The organism is Pseudomonas sp. RIT778 (genome assembly GCF_019718735.1).
GTDB classification, from domain to species: domain Bacteria; phylum Pseudomonadota; class Gammaproteobacteria; order Pseudomonadales; family Pseudomonadaceae; genus Aquipseudomonas; species Aquipseudomonas aphyarum.
This window is the reverse complement of record NZ_JAIHBA010000002.1, coordinates 18,492-36,892: the sequence shown is the minus strand read 5'-3', so window position 1 is coordinate 36,892 and position 18,401 is coordinate 18,492. Positions and strand designations below refer to the sequence as shown.

At 60.5% G+C, this 18,401-nt stretch carries 23 protein-coding genes; 9 read left to right on the top strand and 14 right to left on the bottom strand.

Annotation, left to right across the window (positions count from 1 at the left end):
* Positions 1 to 327: 327 nt before the first annotated feature.
* The 7 genes from K5E37_RS01710 to K5E37_RS01680 form a co-directional block, all read right to left on the bottom strand.
* Complete coding sequence (locus K5E37_RS01710) at positions 328 to 675, bottom strand: ribonuclease E inhibitor RraB (protein WP_007959978.1); 348 nt, start codon at positions 673 to 675, stop codon at positions 328 to 330.
* Between the two features lie 210 nt (positions 676 to 885).
* Entirely contained in the window at positions 886 to 1,119 is a 234-nt protein-coding gene (locus tag K5E37_RS01705) for a hypothetical protein (RefSeq protein WP_007959980.1), read from the bottom strand.
* Positions 1,120 to 1,275: 156 nt separating this feature from the next.
* Positions 1,276 to 2,151: a polyamine aminopropyltransferase gene (gene speE / locus K5E37_RS01700; RefSeq protein ID WP_007959983.1), complete on the bottom strand. Its 876-nt coding sequence runs from the start codon at positions 2,149 to 2,151 to the stop codon at positions 1,276 to 1,278.
* Positions 2,152 to 2,285: 134 nt separating this feature from the next.
* Positions 2,286 to 2,477, bottom strand: a complete 192-nt coding sequence (locus tag K5E37_RS01695) for a PLDc N-terminal domain-containing protein (RefSeq protein WP_007959984.1) — start codon at positions 2,475 to 2,477, stop codon at positions 2,286 to 2,288.
* 71 nt (positions 2,478 to 2,548) lie between these two features.
* On the bottom strand, positions 2,549 to 3,079 hold the full coding sequence (locus K5E37_RS01690) for a hypothetical protein (protein WP_129973348.1): 531 nt from the start codon (positions 3,077 to 3,079) through the stop codon (positions 2,549 to 2,551).
* A gap of 90 nt (positions 3,080 to 3,169) precedes the next feature.
* Complete coding sequence (locus K5E37_RS01685) at positions 3,170 to 3,688, bottom strand: ankyrin repeat domain-containing protein (RefSeq protein ID WP_085608799.1); 519 nt, start codon at positions 3,686 to 3,688, stop codon at positions 3,170 to 3,172.
* 98 nt (positions 3,689 to 3,786) lie between these two features.
* Complete coding sequence (locus K5E37_RS01680; RefSeq protein WP_221532959.1) at positions 3,787 to 5,625, bottom strand: long-chain-acyl-CoA synthetase; 1,839 nt, start codon at positions 5,623 to 5,625, stop codon at positions 3,787 to 3,789.
* Between the two features lie 388 nt (positions 5,626 to 6,013).
* On the opposite strand from K5E37_RS01680, the gene K5E37_RS01675 reads away from it, so the two are divergent.
* Entirely contained in the window at positions 6,014 to 6,292 is a 279-nt protein-coding gene (locus tag K5E37_RS01675; protein WP_039769924.1) for a DUF3509 domain-containing protein, read from the top strand.
* 78 nt (positions 6,293 to 6,370) lie between these two features.
* Here K5E37_RS01675 and mtnC read toward each other — a convergent pair whose 3' ends face one another.
* The 5 genes from mtnC to aroC all read right to left on the bottom strand — a co-directional run bounded on the left by mtnC (position 6,371) and on the right by aroC (position 10,587).
* Positions 6,371 to 7,054, bottom strand: coding sequence for an acireductone synthase (mtnC, locus tag K5E37_RS01670; RefSeq protein ID WP_007959993.1), 684 nt, complete (start codon positions 7,052 to 7,054; stop codon positions 6,371 to 6,373).
* 4 nt (positions 7,055 to 7,058) lie between these two features.
* Positions 7,059 to 7,604 (bottom strand): acireductone dioxygenase, encoded by a 546-nt coding sequence (locus K5E37_RS01665; protein ID WP_039770173.1) that lies wholly within the window; start codon positions 7,602 to 7,604, stop codon positions 7,059 to 7,061.
* 91 nt (positions 7,605 to 7,695) lie between these two features.
* On the bottom strand, positions 7,696 to 8,322 hold the full coding sequence (locus tag K5E37_RS01660) for a methylthioribulose 1-phosphate dehydratase (RefSeq protein ID WP_221532958.1): 627 nt from the start codon (positions 8,320 to 8,322) through the stop codon (positions 7,696 to 7,698).
* The gene (locus tag K5E37_RS01655; RefSeq protein ID WP_221532957.1) at positions 8,319 to 9,464 is read right to left on the bottom strand and encodes an MFS transporter; all 1,146 of its coding nucleotides are present in this window, start codon (positions 9,462 to 9,464) and stop codon (positions 8,319 to 8,321) included. Before K5E37_RS01655 ends, K5E37_RS01660 begins: the two co-directional genes overlap by 4 nt.
* A 31-nt stretch (positions 9,465 to 9,495) precedes the next feature.
* Positions 9,496 to 10,587 carry a chorismate synthase gene (aroC, locus tag K5E37_RS01650; protein WP_011333207.1) on the bottom strand — a complete coding sequence of 364 codons (1,092 nt, stop codon included), beginning with the start codon at positions 10,585 to 10,587 and terminating at the stop codon, positions 9,496 to 9,498.
* Positions 10,588 to 10,717: 130 nt separating this feature from the next.
* On the opposite strand from aroC, the gene K5E37_RS01645 reads away from it, so the two are divergent.
* Together K5E37_RS01645 and K5E37_RS01640 are read left to right on the top strand one after the other, a co-directional pair.
* On the top strand, positions 10,718 to 11,671 hold the full coding sequence (locus tag K5E37_RS01645) for an alpha/beta hydrolase (protein ID WP_221532956.1): 954 nt from the start codon (positions 10,718 to 10,720) through the stop codon (positions 11,669 to 11,671).
* 96 nt (positions 11,672 to 11,767) lie between these two features.
* Positions 11,768 to 12,559 carry a hypothetical protein gene (locus tag K5E37_RS01640; RefSeq protein ID WP_007960006.1) on the top strand — a complete coding sequence of 264 codons (792 nt, stop codon included), beginning with the start codon at positions 11,768 to 11,770 and terminating at the stop codon, positions 12,557 to 12,559.
* A gap of 93 nt (positions 12,560 to 12,652) precedes the next feature.
* On the opposite strand, the gene prmB is transcribed toward K5E37_RS01640, so the two are convergent.
* On the bottom strand, positions 12,653 to 13,561 hold the full coding sequence (gene prmB / locus K5E37_RS01635) for a 50S ribosomal protein L3 N(5)-glutamine methyltransferase (RefSeq protein WP_007960007.1): 909 nt from the start codon (positions 13,559 to 13,561) through the stop codon (positions 12,653 to 12,655).
* A gap of 239 nt (positions 13,562 to 13,800) precedes the next feature.
* On the opposite strand from prmB, the gene K5E37_RS01630 reads away from it, so the two are divergent.
* The 5 genes from K5E37_RS01630 (at position 13,801) to K5E37_RS01610 (ending at position 16,571) form a co-directional block, all read left to right on the top strand.
* On the top strand, positions 13,801 to 14,391 hold the full coding sequence (locus K5E37_RS01630) for a cysteine hydrolase family protein (RefSeq protein ID WP_011333204.1): 591 nt from the start codon (positions 13,801 to 13,803) through the stop codon (positions 14,389 to 14,391).
* Between the two features lie 131 nt (positions 14,392 to 14,522).
* Positions 14,523 to 14,843, top strand: coding sequence for a hypothetical protein (locus K5E37_RS01625; protein WP_007960009.1), 321 nt, complete (start codon positions 14,523 to 14,525; stop codon positions 14,841 to 14,843).
* Between the two features lie 73 nt (positions 14,844 to 14,916).
* Positions 14,917 to 15,474: a Smr/MutS family protein gene (locus K5E37_RS01620; RefSeq protein ID WP_085690493.1), complete on the top strand. Its 558-nt coding sequence runs from the start codon at positions 14,917 to 14,919 to the stop codon at positions 15,472 to 15,474.
* 77 nt (positions 15,475 to 15,551) lie between these two features.
* On the top strand, positions 15,552 to 16,097 hold the full coding sequence (gene folE / locus K5E37_RS01615; protein ID WP_003204506.1) for a GTP cyclohydrolase I FolE: 546 nt from the start codon (positions 15,552 to 15,554) through the stop codon (positions 16,095 to 16,097).
* A gap of 102 nt (positions 16,098 to 16,199) precedes the next feature.
* Entirely contained in the window at positions 16,200 to 16,571 is a 372-nt protein-coding gene (locus tag K5E37_RS01610; protein WP_007960011.1) for a glutathione S-transferase N-terminal domain-containing protein, read from the top strand.
* A 31-nt stretch (positions 16,572 to 16,602) separates the two neighbouring features.
* On the opposite strand, the gene K5E37_RS01605 is transcribed toward K5E37_RS01610, so the two are convergent.
* A complete protein-coding gene (locus K5E37_RS01605) occupies positions 16,603 to 17,769 on the bottom strand; it encodes a PLP-dependent aminotransferase family protein (RefSeq protein WP_221532955.1) in 1,167 nt (388 codons plus the stop codon).
* 82 nt (positions 17,770 to 17,851) lie between these two features.
* Here K5E37_RS01605 and K5E37_RS01600 point away from each other — a divergent pair, with 82 nt between their 5' ends.
* Positions 17,852 to 18,295, top strand: a complete 444-nt coding sequence (locus tag K5E37_RS01600) for a MarR family winged helix-turn-helix transcriptional regulator (RefSeq protein WP_221532954.1) — start codon at positions 17,852 to 17,854, stop codon at positions 18,293 to 18,295.
* The last annotated feature ends 106 nt before the right edge of the window (positions 18,296 to 18,401 follow it).

Below are 18,401 nucleotides of genomic sequence, written 5' to 3'. Positions count from 1 at the left end.
ATTGCGACGCAGTCCCGTCGCCTATCACCAGCATAGTCAGAGTTGATTTCACTGCTCGCCGGCCGCTGCGGATAATCCACGCATCCGCTGCAAAAACGTCGCTGACGAAGTACGCAGCTCCACTGATCCGGCTTGCCTCGGCAGCCCTCCCGGCCGTAACCCTGACCGGTTTCCTCTCCTTCCGGTCTTCCCTTTCAGCCACCTTTTCAGGTGGCTTTTTTTTGCGCCGGTTTCTTGTTTCAGGGTTTTGCCATGCGCTTTTGGGGCGGCAGAAACGACAACGGCCGACCCGAAGGTCAGCCGTAGCTAGACGTGTTGCGAGAGTGATCAGTTCAAACGGTGCCGGTTGCGGATCTCCTGTTTCACGCCCCAGCCTTCGATGATGCCGCCCAAGGGCTCGACCACCGCCGAAAAGCCCTGCTCGAAATCGCCAATGTCGTCGTAGGTTGCGTACATCACCTTGCTCAATTCCAGAGACCAGGCGCCGTCGTCGCGCGCACTGACCTGGGCATTGATGGATTCACCGCGAAATTTGCCTGCCGCCCTGCGCGCCCGCTCCTCGTCCGGGAAAATGGCGTAGAACTCGATGGGATGGAATCGGGAAAAATCGAAACCGCCTTCTTTCATGCGGCGCAGCACGCTGCTGCTGATGTCTTCTTGATAGGCTGTGCTCATGAATCGTCCCCCTCGCATAGATGGATAGACTTTCCGTATTCCCTGCACTGGCCCAACGGGCCCGGGTGCTTACGGCAACCGCGTTGCCGGCGGGAAACAAGCATGTAGCTGACAAGACCAGACCTTAGCGATCCGTTCGCTGATCTCGCTTGCAGAGTAGCCCCAAGATAGAGCCGCTGCCAAGGCCTGGTACATGAAGAAAATGAAGATTCAGATTGGGGTGATGCTGCGGATTTCGATGCTGTTCTGGGTTTTCAGGCTTTTCACGCCGGCATCGGCGGTGCGCCCTTCCAGATCGTTCAGGTCAAGCTCGGCGGCGACTGGCAGGAGTCGTTCCTTGATGAGGCGGGCTGCCCGTTCATGGCTGGGGCATTCCTCGCACTCGAAGACTTCGTCGATCGTTTCACCATGATCGTCCACGAAAGTGACTTTCCACTTTGACATCGGAGCCTCCTCGATCAAACCCGCAAATGGGCTTACACCTATCTCGACTTTTGTCAGGATTGATCGTTCAAAAGGTTTACACCGATGCAACATGAAAAAAGCCGAGGCCGGTGTGTATTCACACACCGGCCTCGGCTTTTTCTGACCCGCGAACGATCAGTCGTTACTTGGCTTGTTCACCGCTTGCAGCACGTATTGCGGCAAGGCGAAGGCGCCGATGTGGATTTCCGGGTTGTAGTAGCGGGTGACGATGCCGCTGCCGATGAAGCGCTGTTGCAGCACTTCGCGGCTCAGCTTGCGGTAGGCCGGGTTGGTCGAGCCCCAGGCGAAGGTCATCGAACCGCCGATGTAGGTCGGTACGGCCGCCTGATAGAAGTGCCAGTCCGGGAACAGGCTGCGCAGGCGGCCGGCGGTGGTTTTCACTTCTTCGATCTGCATGAACGGCGTGCCGTTCTGGGTCACGAGGATGCCGCCCTCGTTCAGGCAGCGGTGGCAGGCCTGGTAGAAGTTTTCCGAGAACAGCACTTCGCCCGGGCCGATCGGGTCGGTGGAGTCGGAAATGATCACGTCGAACTTTTCAGTGGTGGTCGCGACGAAACGCATGCCGTCATCGATCACCAGATTCAGGCGTGGATCGTCGTAGGCGCCCTTGGAGTGGTTCGGCAGGAACTCCTTACACATGTCGACCACGGTGCCGTCGATCTCGACCATGGTGATGTGCTCGACGCTGGCGTGCTTGGTCACTTCGCGCAGCATGCCGCCGTCGCCGCCGCCGATGATCAGCACGCGCTTGGCGGTGCCGTGGGCGAGGATCGGCACGTGGGTGAGCATTTCGTGGTAGATGAACTCATCGGCTTCGGTGGTCTGGATCACGCCGTCCAGCGCCATCACCCGGCCCATGCGCGGGTTCTGGAAAATCACCAGGTGCTGGTGTTCGGTGCGCACTTCGTGCAGCAGTTTTTCCATGCGAAAACGCTGGCCGTAGCCTTCGTAGAGGGTTTCCAGGTATTCGCTGGTCTTGGTGACGGTCATGGTGAAGTGCTCCGATGAATGCGCGGGCGCCAATCGTCAGGTTCGATTGCCCGGGAAAGGCGCGCATTCTACGTTGCAGAAGATGACAGGTCGAACCTCAGTTCATCGGCCCGACCCAATCAGGCTGCGAACGGTCAGATCCGCACATTGCCCCGCGGCCCGGCAATCGCCCAGATGATCAGGCCCAGCACCGGCAGGAGGATGATGAGCAGCACCCAGAGGATTTTCATCCCGGTCTCGGCGCCGCTTTTCAGCACATTGATGATCGCCCAGATGTCGAGCGCAAGAATGATCAGGCCGACCAGGCCGTTGAACGTGGAACCCATGGTGTCGCTCCAGAATAGTGGCATGCACTTTTAGGATAGACGGTCGCGCACAGGGTTCCCTTTTATTGCGTTCAGACGTGAACGGCGACCTTCAGGGCTTCCAGCGACGGCGCGGCGGCAATGCCGACTTCGGCGCACAGTTCCAGCACGCGCGGTACGTCGTTGCCGTAAACCAGCACCACTTGCAGCTCGTCGTCGAGCAACTGGCTGAAGTTCATCAGGGTGTAACCGCCGTTTTCCTTGTTCAGGCTGCTCATCTGCACCTGGATGCGGTTGAGCGCGGTCAGCGCCTCGGTCTTGGCCAGTTGCTTGGGCTTGAGGTTGAACTCGACGCCCGGGCCGAACGAGGCAACGATCTGCGCGAACAGGTCGGCGTAGGTGTCAGCCTGGAACAGCACGGTCTCCGGCAGGCTGCCGACCACGACCCACTCGCCCAGCGGAATCGGGAAAGTGTCGTCGTAGTTGATGTCCGGGTTGGCGGTCAGAAAAGCGTCGGCATCGGCGTAGGCCTGTGCCGCTTCGTCAGCGACCTTCTGAATCTCGTCGTCGCCCATGCAGCCGGAGCTGATTTTGCTGATGAGTTCGGCGAGTGCGGCTTTCATGGGGGCGGATCCTGTGGCGAAGGGAATTTTGAGGGCGCGAAGGATAGCGCATTCTCGCCTTCACCACAGAGCGGGTTCCGGCCAGCGGCTTCAGCCCAGCAGTTTTTCCAGCTGCGCAGTAGTGTCGACAGCGCCCATGGTGCGGGCCGCGTCCAGCGCGGTGATGCCGTTGGCGTCCTTGGCTTTCGGATCGGCGCCCTGGTCGATCAGGAAGTCGACGATTTCAACGCGGTTGAACATCGCCGCCATCATCAACGCCGTGCGGCCATCAAACGAGGCGCCTTCGATCTGCGCCCCGCCAGCAACCAATGCCTTGACCACGGCCAGATCACCCTTGAACGCCGCGCCGGCAATCGGGCTCTGGCCGTTGCCGTTGCGTTGTTCCGGATCGGCCTTGTGCTTGAGCAGCACTTGCACCGCGTCCACATGCCCGTAGTAACTGGCGAGCATCAGCAGGGTGTCGCCCTTGCTGTTGGTCAGGTTCACCGGCAGACCGGCAGTGATCAGGCGATCCAGCATCACCGCATCGCCCTCGCGCGCCTTGTTGAATACCTGCTCGGTGAATTCGGCAGCTTCTTCGGGGGTCATCTGGCGGCTTTGGTCGGACATGGGGGCAACTCCACTTTCGGTCAATCGGAAAGCCGATAGTTTCCCGAGCGCGGCGATAGCTGTCATCCCCTTTTTTCCAAGACCGCCGATAGCCAATATCAATAACGGAACTTGCCTACCCGGATGTCCGCAAGAATTTCATCCGTGACCTGCACGTAGGTTTCGGTACCCGGCAGCCAGGCGTAAATCGGATCATCCCCCGTCTGGCCGGGATCGAAACCTTCGTTTTTCAGGCGGGTTTTCTGGTATTTGAAGGTGCCGGTGGTTTCCATTTTCACCTTGACCCGCAAGAACAGCGGCACCGCGTAGGCCGGCATGCGCTGGCGGGCGAAGGCCAGCAGTTCGGCGAAATCCAGGGTCGCCAGAGACTCGGCCGGGGTGATCGCCGCCATCCCGGCGCGGCCATTGGTGTTGGGGATTTCCACGCCATAGGCCACCGCTTCGGAAATATGCGGATGCTGGAGCAGCAGATTTTCGACCTCGGTGGTCGAGACGTTCTCGCCCTTCCAGCGATAGGTGTCGCCGAGGCGATCCACAAACTGCGCGTGACCGAAACCGATGTTGCGCAGCAGATCGCCGGTATTGAAGAAGCGGTCGCCCTTGGTGAACACGTCCTGCAGCACAACCTTGGCGGTTTTCTGTGGGTCGGTGTAGCCATCCAGCGGTGCCTTGTCGTCGATCCGCGCCAGCAACAGGCCTCGCTCGCCCCGGCCGACCTTGCGCATGAACCCGTCAGCGCCGCGAATCGGTTCGCCGCTGTCCTGGTCGTAGGCGACCAGTTCCCAGGCCATCAGCGAGAAGCCGATGGTGTTGTCGAAATTGAGGATGTTGGTGAAGCCGATATTGCCGTCGCTGGCGGCGTAAAGCTCACAGATGTGATCCACGCCGAAGCGGGTCTTGAACTCGGCCCACGCGCCGGGCCGCAGGCCGTTGCCGATCATCTTGCGCACATCGTGACGGCTATCGTCGGCGCTGAGCGGCTGATCCAACAGATACCGGCACAGCTCGCCGACGTAACCAATGGTGGTTGCGCGGTAGCGGCGCACGTCGCTCCAGAACTGCCGGGCGCTGAACTTGCGGCGAATCGCGAAACCCGACGCACCATTGACCGCCGAACCCCAGCACACGCAAAGCCCGGTGGCGTGGTACAGCGGCAAGGTGCAATAAACGATGTCGTCCGGGCGCATGTCGAGGGCGATCATGCCGAAGCTCGCCGAACTGCGCATCCAGCGGCCGTGCTTGAACACCCCGGCCTTGGGCAAACCGGTGGTGCCGGAGGTGTAGATATAAAAACAGGGATCGTCGAAGAAAATCTGCCGGCTACTGGCCGGGTTGTCGCCAGAGGCATCGGCACTGGCGCTGATCAGGTTGATATAACCCTCGGGCGCGATGCCCGGATGGCTGAAGGTATCCTGATCGGCGACGAACCAGGCGCGCGCTGCCGGGATCGACACTTGCTCGCGTACCGCCGCAAATGCCGGCAGCAATTCTTCACCGACGACAATCGCCGCCGGCGTCACCAGATTGATGCTGTGAATCAGCGTATCGCGGGTCTGCGAGGTATTGAGCAGCGCGCTGACCGCGCCGACTTTGGCCAGCGCCAGAATCGTCACCAGCAGTTCCGGGCGGTTCTCGATGAACACCGCCACCACATCGCCCTTGCCGATGCCCTGCCCGATCAAATAATGGGCGATGCGGTTGGCCCACTGGTTGACCTGTGAATAACTCAGCACCACCTCGCCCGACAGCAGCGCGGGGCCTTCGGGATTGCGCAGGGTCGCTTGCTCGAATGTCCAGCCCAGGCCACAGGTTTGGGTCGGATCCTTGACGTTGGCCACCTTCATGCCTTTCACCACCCGGGGGATGGCTTTGGCAATCATCGGCAGTTTGCGGAGCATCATGCCCCAGGTAATCGTGTCGCTCGGCGCGTGGCGCATGGCAGCTCCCGTTCGACCTTGACGTGCAGGCCGGATTTTTATTGTCGGGCAATCGGGTGAGGCAACCAGCGCTTCTCGAGCGAGGGTCGAGGCCGAAAATACGTCAGGGCTTCGCGGGCTGTACACGCGGTTTTTGCAATGTTTTGTATCCGCCAGCGCTACAAGGCGAAGCGGGATTGCGGCCCGCCGGAATGGTTCCATCGGATCGACAGCGATCCCGCAAAATGCAGGATGCACGATGGCCATTCATGCAGATTGCACGACAGTCGAAACGTGAACATTTTATAACTTATTGATTTATAACGATTTTTAAAAACAGAAATACTGGCACAATCGCTGCAACTCCCTACGCATGCTTGCCATTCAAGTGCATACGGAGCTGAAAGACATGAACCTGATCCAAGAAAAATTTACCTCCCTGTTTTCCAACTTCGCCGTCACCACCCAGCCCCGTCCCGATGGCGGGATCCTGCTGACGCTGAAGAGTGCCGACGGCAAAGTGTTCAAGCGTGCGCTCACGTATCAGCAACTGCATACCGGTGATCAACTGTCGTGGGCGATCAGCGCGATCCGTCGTGATCTGGCGGAACAGGCCAGCGAGCTGCCACAGATCGGCATGCTGCAAAGCCAGCAGCGTTTTGCCCTGCCGACCTATCACTCGATGTAATTCGAACACCGTATAAACAGACAGGCCGTGGAGCTCTCGCTTCACGGCCTGTTTTTTTTGCGCGTCGATTGTGTGAACTCAGAACGCTTCCGGCTCGATCCCGGTGAAACTGTCCACGGTTACATGCCCTGCCAACTCCCCGCCTTCACGGGCCAGCCCGCAGGTTTGCAGGCCGGCGGCCTGGGCGGCATCGAGCTCTTGCACGATGTCGGACAGGAACAGGATTTCCTGCGGATCCACTCCGATGGACTGCTGAATATTGCTGTACGACTGCGCTTCGCGCTTCGGTCCCGAAGTGGTATCGAAATAACCGCTGAACAGCGGCGTCAGATCCCCGGCTTCCGAGCAGCCGAAAATCAGCTTCTGCGCCTGAATCGAACCGGACGAATACACAAATAGTTGATACCCGGCCTGATGCCAGCGCTGGAGCGCTTCAACGGCGTCCGGGTAAACATGGCCTTTCAACTGCCCGGCCTGATAACCCTGTTCCCAGACCATGCCTTGCAACGCTTTCAGCGGCGTGGCTTTGCGATCTTCGGCGATCCAGGCCAGCAGAATTTCCACGACCCGCTCGACGTCAGCCTGCGGTTCGTTGCTGTCGCGGCGCACGGCGTCCAGTTGCTCGGCAACGTCGGCACGCTGGGCGTTCTGGCGAACGAAGTCCGGCAGGTGTTTGGCGGCATACGGAAACAGCACGTCGAACACAAAACTCACTGCGCTGGTGGTGCCTTCGATGTCGGTGAGAATGACCTTGATCGACATCGACTCAGTCCTCCAGACGCGGGAAGCGGCCGGCGATGTCTTCGCCGGTGAAGTTGGCGACCCAGCCTTCGGGGTTGTTAAACAGACGGATCGCCACGAAGTGCGGGTTCTCGCCCATATCGAACCAGTGCTTGGTGCCGGCCGGCACCGAAATCAGGTCGTTCTTTTCGCACAGCACGGCGTAGACGTAATCGTCGATGTGCAGGGTAAACAGGCCGCGACCGGCGACGAAGAAGCGTACTTCGTCTTCACCATGGCGATGTTCTTCGAGGAACTTGGCGCGCAATTCGGCTTTTTGCGGGTGATCGCTGTTGAGGCTGATCACATCGACCGTGATGTAACCGCGCTCGGTCATCAGTTTATCGATCTGTTCTTTATAGGCACCGATCACTTCTTCCTGGCTGGCGCCGGGCTGGATCTTCGCGGCGGCTTGCCAGCGGTCGAAGCGCACGCCCTGCTCGGCCAGGGTCGAAGCGATGTCTTCAAAATGGGTCAGCACCTTGTTCGGAATCTCGGGGCTGGAAACGTGATAGACGGACAGGCTGCTCATGGGGCATTCCTCGGTATCGGCCTTGCCGTCCGGTTCTTCGAGACCGGTCGGGCACTGCATTCATCAGGCAAATGGGCTGGTTCTGGTGAAGTCAGCCTTGGCGGTTCATGACGCTGCGGGTCTTCAACTCGCATTCAAACAGGAATTCAAAGGCCTCGATCTGGCGCAGCGCATCGCTCATCTGCGCGCCCCAGGTGTAGAGGCCGTGGCCGCGAATCAGATAACCGACGCAATCGGGATGGGCTTCAAGCCAAGGCTGCACCTTGGCGGCGAGGCGCGCAATGTCCTGATCGTTGTCGAAGATCGGCACGCGCACCCGGGATTCGTGGGTCGAAATGCCGCTGAAGGCTTTTTGCAGTTCGTAGTCTTCGAACTCGATGAAGTCTTGCGGCGTCAGGCGCGACAGCACCGTGGCGTTCACCGAGTGGGTGTGCAACACCGCGCCGATCTCCGGACGCCAGCTGTAGAGCTGGGTGTGCAACAGAGTTTCGGCAGACGGTTTTTTGCCCGGCTCCAGGCTGTTGCCGGACAGGTCGGTGGCGAGCACGTCGTCCAGGCCCAATTGGCCTTTGTGCTTGCCGGACACGGTCAGCAGCGCTTCGCTCGGCGACAGGCGCGTCGAGTAATTGCTGCTGGTGGCCGGCGACCAGCCGCGACCATAAAGAAAACGCCCGGCGTCGACAATTTGCTGGGCAAGCTGTTCACGGGTAAGGCTCATGGCCTGTCCTCTTGCATTCGAATGGCAATGATAACGGCAGCGGCGAGCGCTGCGAGACTGGCAATACTAAAGGTCAATGTCGCGCCGAGGGCATTCCAGCTGTAACCGGAATACAACGCGCCGAGCGCACCACCGGTGCCGGCCAGCGCTGCATACAACGCCTGGCCCTGCCCTTGCTGGCGCGCGCCGAAGCTACGTTGCACGAACGCGATGGCAGCCGCATGAAAGCTGCCGAACGTCGCCGCGTGCAGCACCTGGGCAAACAACAGGACCCACAGGAACTCGGCGAACGAACCTAGCAGCAACCAACGTAGCGCCGCCAGCAGAAAACTCGCCATCAGCACCCGCCGCAGGGAAAAACGCGCGAGGATCCGGCTCATGGCCATGAACATCAGCACTTCCGCCACCACGCCGACCGCCCAGAGCATGCCGATCACGCCACGGCTGTAGCCCAGTCGCTCGAGGTGCAGCGTCAAAAACGTGTAATACGGCCCGTGGCTCATCTGCATCAGCGCCACGCAACCGTAGAACGCCAGCACCCCGGGATTGCGCAACTGCTTGAGAAAGCCCTCGCCTGTCGGCCGGTTGCCCTGAGGTGGCTGCGCGTTCGGCACCCACAGACTGCTGAGGACGATGCCGGCCATGATCAACACCAGCGCCGCCGGATAGATGTCGAGGCTGAGCCACTCGAACAGCCGACCGAGAGCAACCACGGTGATGATGAAACCGATCGAGCCCCACAGGCGAATCTGACTGTAGCGGGAGGTCTGGCCCTGCAAATGCGCCAATGTGATGACTTCAAACTGCGGCAACACCGCGTGCCAGAAGAACGCGTGCAAGGCCATGACCATCGCCAGCCAGGCGTAGGTCTTGCTGACGAAAATCAATGAGAAAGTCAGCAGCGTGCACACCGCGCCAAAGCGCACGATGACCAGGCGTCTGCCGGTGTAATCGCCGAGCCAGCCCCAGATGTTCGGCGCCACGCAGCGCATCAGCATCGGGATCGCCACCAGCTCGCCGATGCGTGCCGCACTGAATCCGAGGTGATCGAAGTACAGCGCCAGAAACGGCGCCGTCGAACCGAGCAAGGCGAAATAGAACAGATAGAAACTGGACAGCCGCCAGTACGGAAGCGCCGCCACGGTCAGACCGCGGCGGCCTTGAGATCACCCATCAAAGCTGACCCAGCACCGGGGTGCTCACGCGCACATCGGCGTTCTGGCCACGGTGACGCAGCAGGTGATCCATCAGCACGATGGCCATCATCGCCTCGGCAATCGGCGTGGCGCGGATGCCGACGCACGGATCGTGACGACCCTTGGTGATCACGTCGACCGGATTGCCGTCGATGTCGATCGAACGGCCCGGGGTGGTGATGCTCGAAGTCGGCTTCAACGCCAGATGCGCGACGATCGGCTGACCCGAAGAGATCCCGCCGAGGATGCCACCCGCGTTGTTGCTGAGGAAGCCTTCCGGGGTCAGCTCGTCACGGTGTTCGGTGCCGCGCTGGGCGACGCAGGCGAAACCGGCACCGATTTCCACGCCTTTGACCGCGTTGATGCTCATCAGCGCGTGGGCCAGTTCGGCGTCGAGACGATCGAAGATCGGCTCGCCCAGGCCCGGCATCACACCTTCGGCAACCACGGTGATCTTCGCCCCGACGGAGTCCTGATCGCGACGCAGTTGGTCCATGTAGGCTTCCAGCTCCGGCACTTTGTCCGGATCCGGGCTGAAGAAGGCGTTCTGCTCGACCGATTCCCAGGTCTTGAACGGGATTTCGATCGGACCGAGCTGGCTCATGTAGCCGCGAATGACGATGCCCTGGCTGGCCAGGTATTTCTTGGCGATGGCGCCGGCCGCGACGCGCATGGCGGTTTCCCGCGCGGAGCTGCGACCGCCGCCGCGATAATCGCGCTCGCCGTATTTGTGGTGGTAGGTGTAGTCGGCGTGGGCCGGGCGGAACAGGTCCTTGATCGCCGAGTAGTCCTTGGACTTCTGGTCGGTGTTGCGGATCAGCAGGCCGATGGAGCAGCCGGTGGTGCGGCCCTCGAACACGCCGGAGAGGATTTCGACTTCGTCGGCTTCCTGGCGCTGGGTGGTGTGGCGGCTGGTGCCCGGCTTGCGACGGTCGAGATCGCGTTGCAGGTCCTCAAGGGAAATCTCCAGGCCCGGCGGGCAGCCGTCGACAATGGCGACCAACGCCGGACCATGGCTTTCGCCCGCGGTGGTGACAGTGAACAGCTTGCCGTAGGTATTGCCGGACATGCAGGACGCTCCGTGAAATCGAACCCAAATTCGTGATGCGCGCCAGTATACGCAGGCTAACCGAGTAGTTCATCCTCGAACCTTAGCGGTGTGGGTGAGTCCAACCGGCACCTTGGCAAATGATGGCGTGATGATGCTGCGAGTTTTGATCTTGAGCCTTTCCCTGTTTACCGGCTTTGTCCAGGCAACTGTCCTGCAACGTCCGGTCACGTTGACTACCGACAATGGCGAACTTTTCGGCTCGCTGTTGCTGCCGAAATCCGACAGCCCCGTGCCGGTTGTCCTGATCCTTTCTGGCTCGGGTCCTACCGATCGTGACGGAAACAACCCCGACGGCGGGCGCAATGACAGCCTCAAACGACTGGCCTGGGTGCTGGCCAAACACAATGTCGCCAGCGTGCGTTTCGACAAGCGCGGCGTGGCGGCCAGCCTTGCGGCAACCCCGGACGAGCGAAACCTGTCGGTGGAAGCCTATGTGGCGGACGCCGTGGCCTGGGGTCAGAAGCTTAAAGCCGATCCGCGCTTCGGCCCGTTGATCCTGCTCGGCCACAGCGAAGGCGCGCTGATTGCCAGCCTCGCGGCGCCAAAGGTCGACGCGGCGGCGGTCATCTCGCTTTCCGGCACGGCCCGACCGATTGATCAGGTGCTGCGTCGGCAACTGGCCCGCAGCCTCCCTCCCCCGTTGATGCTGCGCAGCAATGAACTGCTCGACAGCCTCAAGGCCGGGCGCACCGACGACAATGTGCCGGCGCCGTTGCAGGTGATTTTCCGTCCGAGCGTGCAGCCGTATCTGATTTCACTGTTCCGTCAGGATCCGGCGGCGGCCTTCGCTCAACTGAAAATGCCGGCGCTGATCGTGCAAGGCAGCAACGACATCCAGGTCCAGGTCGATGATGCGAAATTGCTCAAGGCTGCCAAACCGGACGCGGAGCTGGCGCTGATCGAAGGCATGAACCACGTGTTGCGCATCGTGCCCAACGACGTGAAGCGGCAACTGGCCTCCTACAAGGACCCGAATTTGCCGCTGGCGGCAGAACTGGGGACACGCGTCCTTGAATTTATTGACGGACTTCGCACCCGTTGAGCTCTTTTACCCTCTAGTCCTATGGAAAACGGCCGATAAGCCTTTGTCGCCAGCGTACTGGCTGGCGGCAAGCAGCTTGGACAGGATCTCGCCGTTATGACTGATACCCAGACTTCACCCGACACCACCGCTGAAAAAGACGCACCGCCAGCGGTCGAGCTGCCATGGGCGGATGTCCACGTCGAGCACCACAAGATGCTCCGCCTGGCGCCGTTGCAGACCGACCGCAACACCGGCGGGCGGCCGCTGCGCTTCGTTGAATTCGGTTACGCCGAGCGCAACGGCAAAGAACACAGCCTGATGCGCATGGCGATCAAGTTGCCCGCTCAGCGCGTGCGTAAAGAACAGAATCATCTGGACGTGTGGGTCGACCACACGACCAAACGCGTGCATTTCGGCCCGGACAGCGGTTTGCAGATCGAACCGATGAATCGTGGCATCGGCCGTTTCATGGCTGCCCAGGGCATCAACTGGGCGAAAAAACGCTGGCCCACCTACACCGTCGACGGCATGGACTTGAACAACAAGGACGCGCTGAACGAAGACACTCGCCTGCGCCGCGATCACTTTCTGCGGGTGCATGGCTTTGATGTGGTTTACGCCGACGCCCAGCATTTGAAGGGCAGCGTCAAGGAAGTGCAGGTCGGCGATTTGCTGGGCGACTGGAACAGCGAAAAGCTGCAGATCGTCGAAATTCTTGAAGCTGCGCAGATGTTGCAGCAGGCCGAGCAGAATCTGGCCGAGCAGGAAGTGAAGCTGAAGAAGCAGGAAGACAAGGTCAGCAAGTTCAAGCGCGAAGACGCCGGGTTGCGTTTCACCATTACTTGTCTGGTGGCGTTTGCGGTGTTTCAGGCCGGGTTGCTGATCTGGATTGCAACGCACCGCTGACTGATCTTTCCCACACTCCGCGTTTGACTCGGATGGGACGCAGAGCGTCCCGGGCTGCATTCCCACGCAGAGCGTGGGAACGATCAGAGCAATTTAGACGCGGGAAGCGAACAGTGCCTGATGGGCGCGGCACTGTTCGGCGGTCAGCATGAACACGCCGTGCCCGCCGCGCTCGAACTCCAGCCAGGCAAAATCGACTTCCGGGTACAGCGCCTCGACGTGCACCTGGCTGTTGCCCACCTCGACAATCAGCAAACCCTTCTCGGTCAGATGATCCGCCGCTTCGGCGAGCATCCGGCGTACCAGGTTCAAACCGTCATCGCCGCAGGCCAGGCCCAGTTCCGGCTCGTGCTGGTATTCGTCCGGCATGTCGGCGAAATCTTCCGCATCGACGTAGGGCGGGTTCGACACGATCAGGTCGAAACGTTGACCCGGCAGACCATCAAAACCATCGCCCTGCACGGTGAACACACGCTCATCGACGCCATGACGCTCGATGTTCTGGTTCGCCACTTCCAGCGCTTCGAACGACAGATCCGCCAGCACCACTTCGGCGTTCTGGAACTCGTAGGCGCAGGCGATGCCGATGCAGCCGGAGCCGGTGCACAGGTCGAGAATGCGCGCAGGTTCGTCGCCGATCCATGGGGCAAAACGGTTTTCGATCAGCTCGCCAATCGGCGAACGCGGGATCAGCACGCGCTCATCGACGATGAACGACATGCCGCAGAACCATGCCTCGCCCAGCAGGTAAGCGGTCGGAATGCGTTCTTCGATGCGACGCTTGAGCAGGCGCTGAAGATTGACCAGTTCGTCGTCTTCCAGCGCGCAATCCAGATAGCTGTCAGCGATTTCCCATGGCAGGTGCAAGGCACCGAGCACTAGCTGCCGGGCTTCGTCCCAGGCATTGTCGGTGCCATGGCCGAAAAACAGATCCTCCCCATGGAAGCGGCTGACGGCCCAACGGATGTGGTCGCGCAGGGTACGAAGTCGGGAAGTGATCACGGGGCAGAACTCCAGAAAAAACGACTGGCGATTCTAGCAGCCAAAACGCGCCGCGACGACGCAGGAAAGATTCCGGGGCGACGGTAGGACTCTTCCGATTTTCCCCTCGGCTATTGAACAGATCGTGTAACTTGACAAGGCTGCAGGCCAGCAACGACGGTGTCTACGATGGTAGCGATTCACAGAACCGCTCAGCCAGAGGACAATGTCGCAAAAGCCCCACCCGAAGGAGCCCCAGAATGTCCGTTCCAAAAACGATGTTTCAACTCAGCGGTCGCGGTTACGCAGCGGCCACGTTGAGCCATGCCACCGTGGTCATCATCGATGCCCAGAAAGAGTACCTCAGCGGCCCGCTGGCCCTGAGCGGCATGGACGCGGCTGTCGCGAACATCAAACAACTGGTTGCCGCCGCCCGCGCAGCCGGCCGGCCGATCGTGCACGTGCGTCACCTCGGCACCGTCGGCGGCCTGTTCGACCCGCAGGGCGAACGCGGCGAGTTCATCCCCGGCCTGGAACCCCAGGGCGATGAAACCATTATCGGCAAACTGCTGCCGAGCGCCTTTCACGGCACCGAACTCTACGATCGCCTGCAAACCATCGGCTCGCTGGACCTGATCGTCTGCGGTTTCATGAGTCACTCCAGCGTCAGCACCACCGTGCGCGCGGCGAAAAACCTGGGTTTCCGCTGCACCCTCGTCGAAGATGCCTGCGCCACCCGCGATCTGCCGTTCAAGGGCCGCGTGCTCAGCGCCGAACAGGTGCAGGAAGCGGAAATGGCGATCATGGCCGACAACTTCGCCACCCTCGCGCTGACCCAGGATCTGATCTGATCGAACGTAAATGAGCGGCTCAGCCCGCCGCTCATCTGCAAAAACCTCGCATTTGCTTCAATTACCCTAGCCTCAGGAACAACCCGGTCAACTCCCGGTCGAAGGGCCGATACCCATTGAGGAAGGTCGGAATGAAGTTATCCGATGGATTTGACGCACGCCGCTTGCGGCCCAAAGGCCAAAGCAACTGGCGATTTCGATTCGGCGCGGCGATCGCGGCCATACTGGCGACGTTCGGCGTGCTGCTGGCGATGGCCGGGGCCGCCAGCCTGCTGGGGCGCCCGCCGGCGCTCGGCGATCTGAATGCAACACCGCTTGGCTCGGCAATCATTCTCGCAGTCGGCCTGCTGTTCCTGTATTTCGGCGTGGCCCTGTGGCGTCGTTGCCGGCGTCGCGCACGGCAATCGCGGGAATTGAACATGTCCCCGCACCTGATGAAAAAACACGATTGATCAACGGCCTGGCTTTTTGCCGGGCCGTTTTGTGTCTGTTTGGGTAAACTGGCCGCCCTTCGCGGAGGCTGACATGCAAGACGACGATTTTTCCCTGTTCAAAAGTGCGATCCAAGGCGTCAAGCCGATCAAGCACGACCGCGCCGACACCGGCAAACCCAAGGCAGACCGCGCACAAATTGCCAAGCTGCGCCAGTCCGCCACCGTGCGCACCGACACCACTACCGTTGACGGCCTGTCCGATCAGTTCGTGATCGACGTCGGTCCCGAAGACGAGTTGATGTGGGCCCGCGACGGCGTGCAGGAAAGCCAGATGCGCAAGCTCAAGGTCGGGCAGATCCCGTTCGAAGGCAGCCTCGACCTGCACGGCATGAGCGTCGAAAAGGCCCGCGAAACTCTTTGGGCGTTTCTCGCCGAAGCCACCAAATTCGAAATCCGCTGCGTGCGCGTCACCCACGGCAAGGCCGTGCGTCTGGACGGCAAGCGGCCGATGATCAAAAGCCACGTCAACACCTGGCTGCGCCAGCATGCGCAAGTGCTCGGTTTCTGCTCGTGCCAGGCGAAACATGGCGGCGCCGGCGCCGTGTATGTGATGCTCAAACGCACCATGATGGAAGGCCGCGACGAATAAACCCGTCACACCGAACTTGCAGGGTCGTGTCCGCCACCGTACCCTTGCCCTTTGCGAAAATCCCCACAGGTAGTTTCATGTCCCTGGAACAGAATTACACCGCGATTCTCGGCCAACTGGGCGAGGACGTCTCCCGCGAGGGCCTGCTCGACACGCCAAAGCGTGCCGCCAAAGCCATGCAGTACCTCTGCCGCGGTTATGAACAGACGCTCGAAGAGGTCACCAATGGTGCCCTGTTCAGCTCCGACAACAGCGAAATGGTGCTGGTCAAGGACATCGAGCTGTACTCGTTGTGCGAACACCACCTGCTGCCGTTCATCGGCAAGGCCCACGTCGCGTATATCCCGAGCGGCAAAGTGCTGGGCCTGTCGAAGGTCGCGCGGATCGTCGACATGTACGCCCGCCGCCTGCAGATCCAGGAAAACCTCAGCCGCCAGATCGCCGATGCGGTCCAGCAGGTCACCGGCGCGCTGGGCGTGGCCGTGGTGATCGAGGCCAAGCACATGTGCATGATGATGCGCGGTGTGGAGAAACAGAATTCGTCGATGATCACTTCGGTGATGCTCGGTGAGTTCCGTGAAAACGCGGCGACCCGCAGCGAGTTTCTCAGCCTGATCAAGTAATGCGTGACAGAAAAAAACCGGCGTTGATCGCCGGTTTTTTTTCGTCCGTGAAAAATCGGGTAAGCTGCGCGCCTTCTTCAATGTCCCAGTGAGGCTTGTAACGTGTTCGTCAAAGCGCTTCGTGTCGGCCTCGGCCAACTGATCATCTTCGTTGATTTCCTGACCCGCCCGGGCAAGAAACAGCGCCCCGCCGCTGCCCAGGCTCAGGTTGACGCCGCCGCGAAGGACCTGACCCTGTATCAGTTCCACGCCTGCCCGTTCTGCGTGAAGACCCGCCGCAGCCTGCGTCGCCTGAATGTTCCGGTGGCCCTGAAGGACGCGAAAAACAACGAGCAGGATCGTCAGACCCTGCTGGAACAGGGTGGCAAGATCAAGGTGCCGTGCCTGCGCATCGAAGAGAACGGCCAGACCACCTGGATGTACGAGTCCAACACGATCATCGAGTATCTGAACAAGCGGTTCGCCGCAGTCTGATCCAAAAAAAACCGGCCTGATGGCCGGTTTTTTATGCCGCCTGCGCGGCCTGAGCCTGGCGCACCACCGCCGCCAGACGTTTGAGCCCTTCGTCCAGTCGGGCCGGGTCGATGTGACTGAAGTTCAGACGCAGATGCCCGGGATTGCGATCCGGCTCGGGGAAGAACGGTTCACCCGGCATGAACGCCACATCGTTGGCCAGCGCGGTGTTCAGCAAGGTGCGGGTGTCCAGCGGTTGCTTCAGGGTCAGCCAGAAAAACAGCCCGCCCTGCGGCGTGTTCCAGTCCGCCAGATCGCCGAAGTGAGTTTCCAGCGCTGCTTGAAAGGCATCGCGGCGCTGACGATAGAAGCCACGCAATTCACTCAAGTGCTGCTGATATTTCTCACTGCCGATCCATTGCAATGCTTGCCACTGGCCGATGCGATTGGTGTGCAGATCCGCTGACTGCTTGAGTTTGAGCAGATGCGGAAACAGATCCGGGCTGGCGATCAGGTAGCCGACACGCAGGCCTGGCAGCAGGGTTTTCGACACGGTGCCGGTGTAGATCCAGCTGGATTTCTTCAGGCGTCCGGCAATTGGCTGGGCGCTGCCGCCGTCGAAGGTCAGCTCGCGATAGGGTTCGTCTTCGATCAGGGTCACGCCGAATTCGTCGAGCAATGCCGCAACGGCTTCGCGCTTGGCTTCGCTATAGCGCACGGCGGAGGGGTTCTGGAAGGTCGGGATTAAATAGATGAACGCCGGGTGGTGCTGTTCCAGACGCTGACGCAATTGCGCAAGGTTCGGGCCGTCAGCCTCCAGCGGTACGGTCAGGCAATCGGCGCCGAACAGCTGGAAGATCTGCAAGGCCGCCAGATAGGTCGGCGCTTCGAGCAGGATTTCGGTGCCCTTGTCGATGTACAGCTTGGCCGCCAGATCGAGGGTTTGCTGGGAGCCACTGACCACCAGCACCTGACTCGCCTCACACGGCAACCCCAGCGCCCTCGCCTCTGCTGCCAGCGCTTCGCGCAGTGCCGGCTCGCCTTCACTCATGCCGTACTGGCCGAGAGACAGCGGCATGTCGGCCCACTCGACCTTCGGCAACATCGCTTCGGCCGGCAAACCACCGGCGAATGACATGACCTCCGGGCGCTGAGCCGCGGCAAGGATTTCACGGATCAGAGAACTTTTGAGGCGCGAGACACGTTCGGAAAAAGCCATGGAAGTCACCGCTAGCGAGGCATGGGAAAAATGAGTCAAACTTGTTGACTGAAATTACGACACCCTCTCTGGAAACGTCAATATGCTTGACCTTAAAAACTGCGCCAGCCAGCAACAAGCCATGGAAGCGTTTTTCTTCGGTTACCAGGCGTTCACCGCCAAGGCCGATGAAATGCTCGAGCGTCGCGGCCTGTCCCGGGTGCATCAACGCATCGTGTTTTTCATCGCCCGCTACCCGAACCTGAGCGTCAAGGAATTGCTCGCGCTGCTCGGCGTCAGCAAGCAAGCGCTGAACATGCCGTTGCGGCAGTTGCAGGAAATGCATCTGGTGGACAGCGTGGCGTCCGAGACCGATAAGCGTAAACGCTTGCTGGAACTGACCGTTGAAGGCGCGAAACTTGAACAGGCGTTGCGCCGTGAACAGGTGAAATTGCTTGAGCGCGTCTTTGCCGAAGCCGGCGAAACGGCGGTAAACGGCTGGCTTGCGGTGAATCTGGCGCTGGGAACCCATCGTCCGAACGAGTGATATAGCTTGATCGCCAGCATTTTCGTCTACAAAACCAAAAACAATATTTGCTTTATTTGTACACAAAAGCATAATCCACAGCGTGCGAGTTCCTGACCTCATGGTC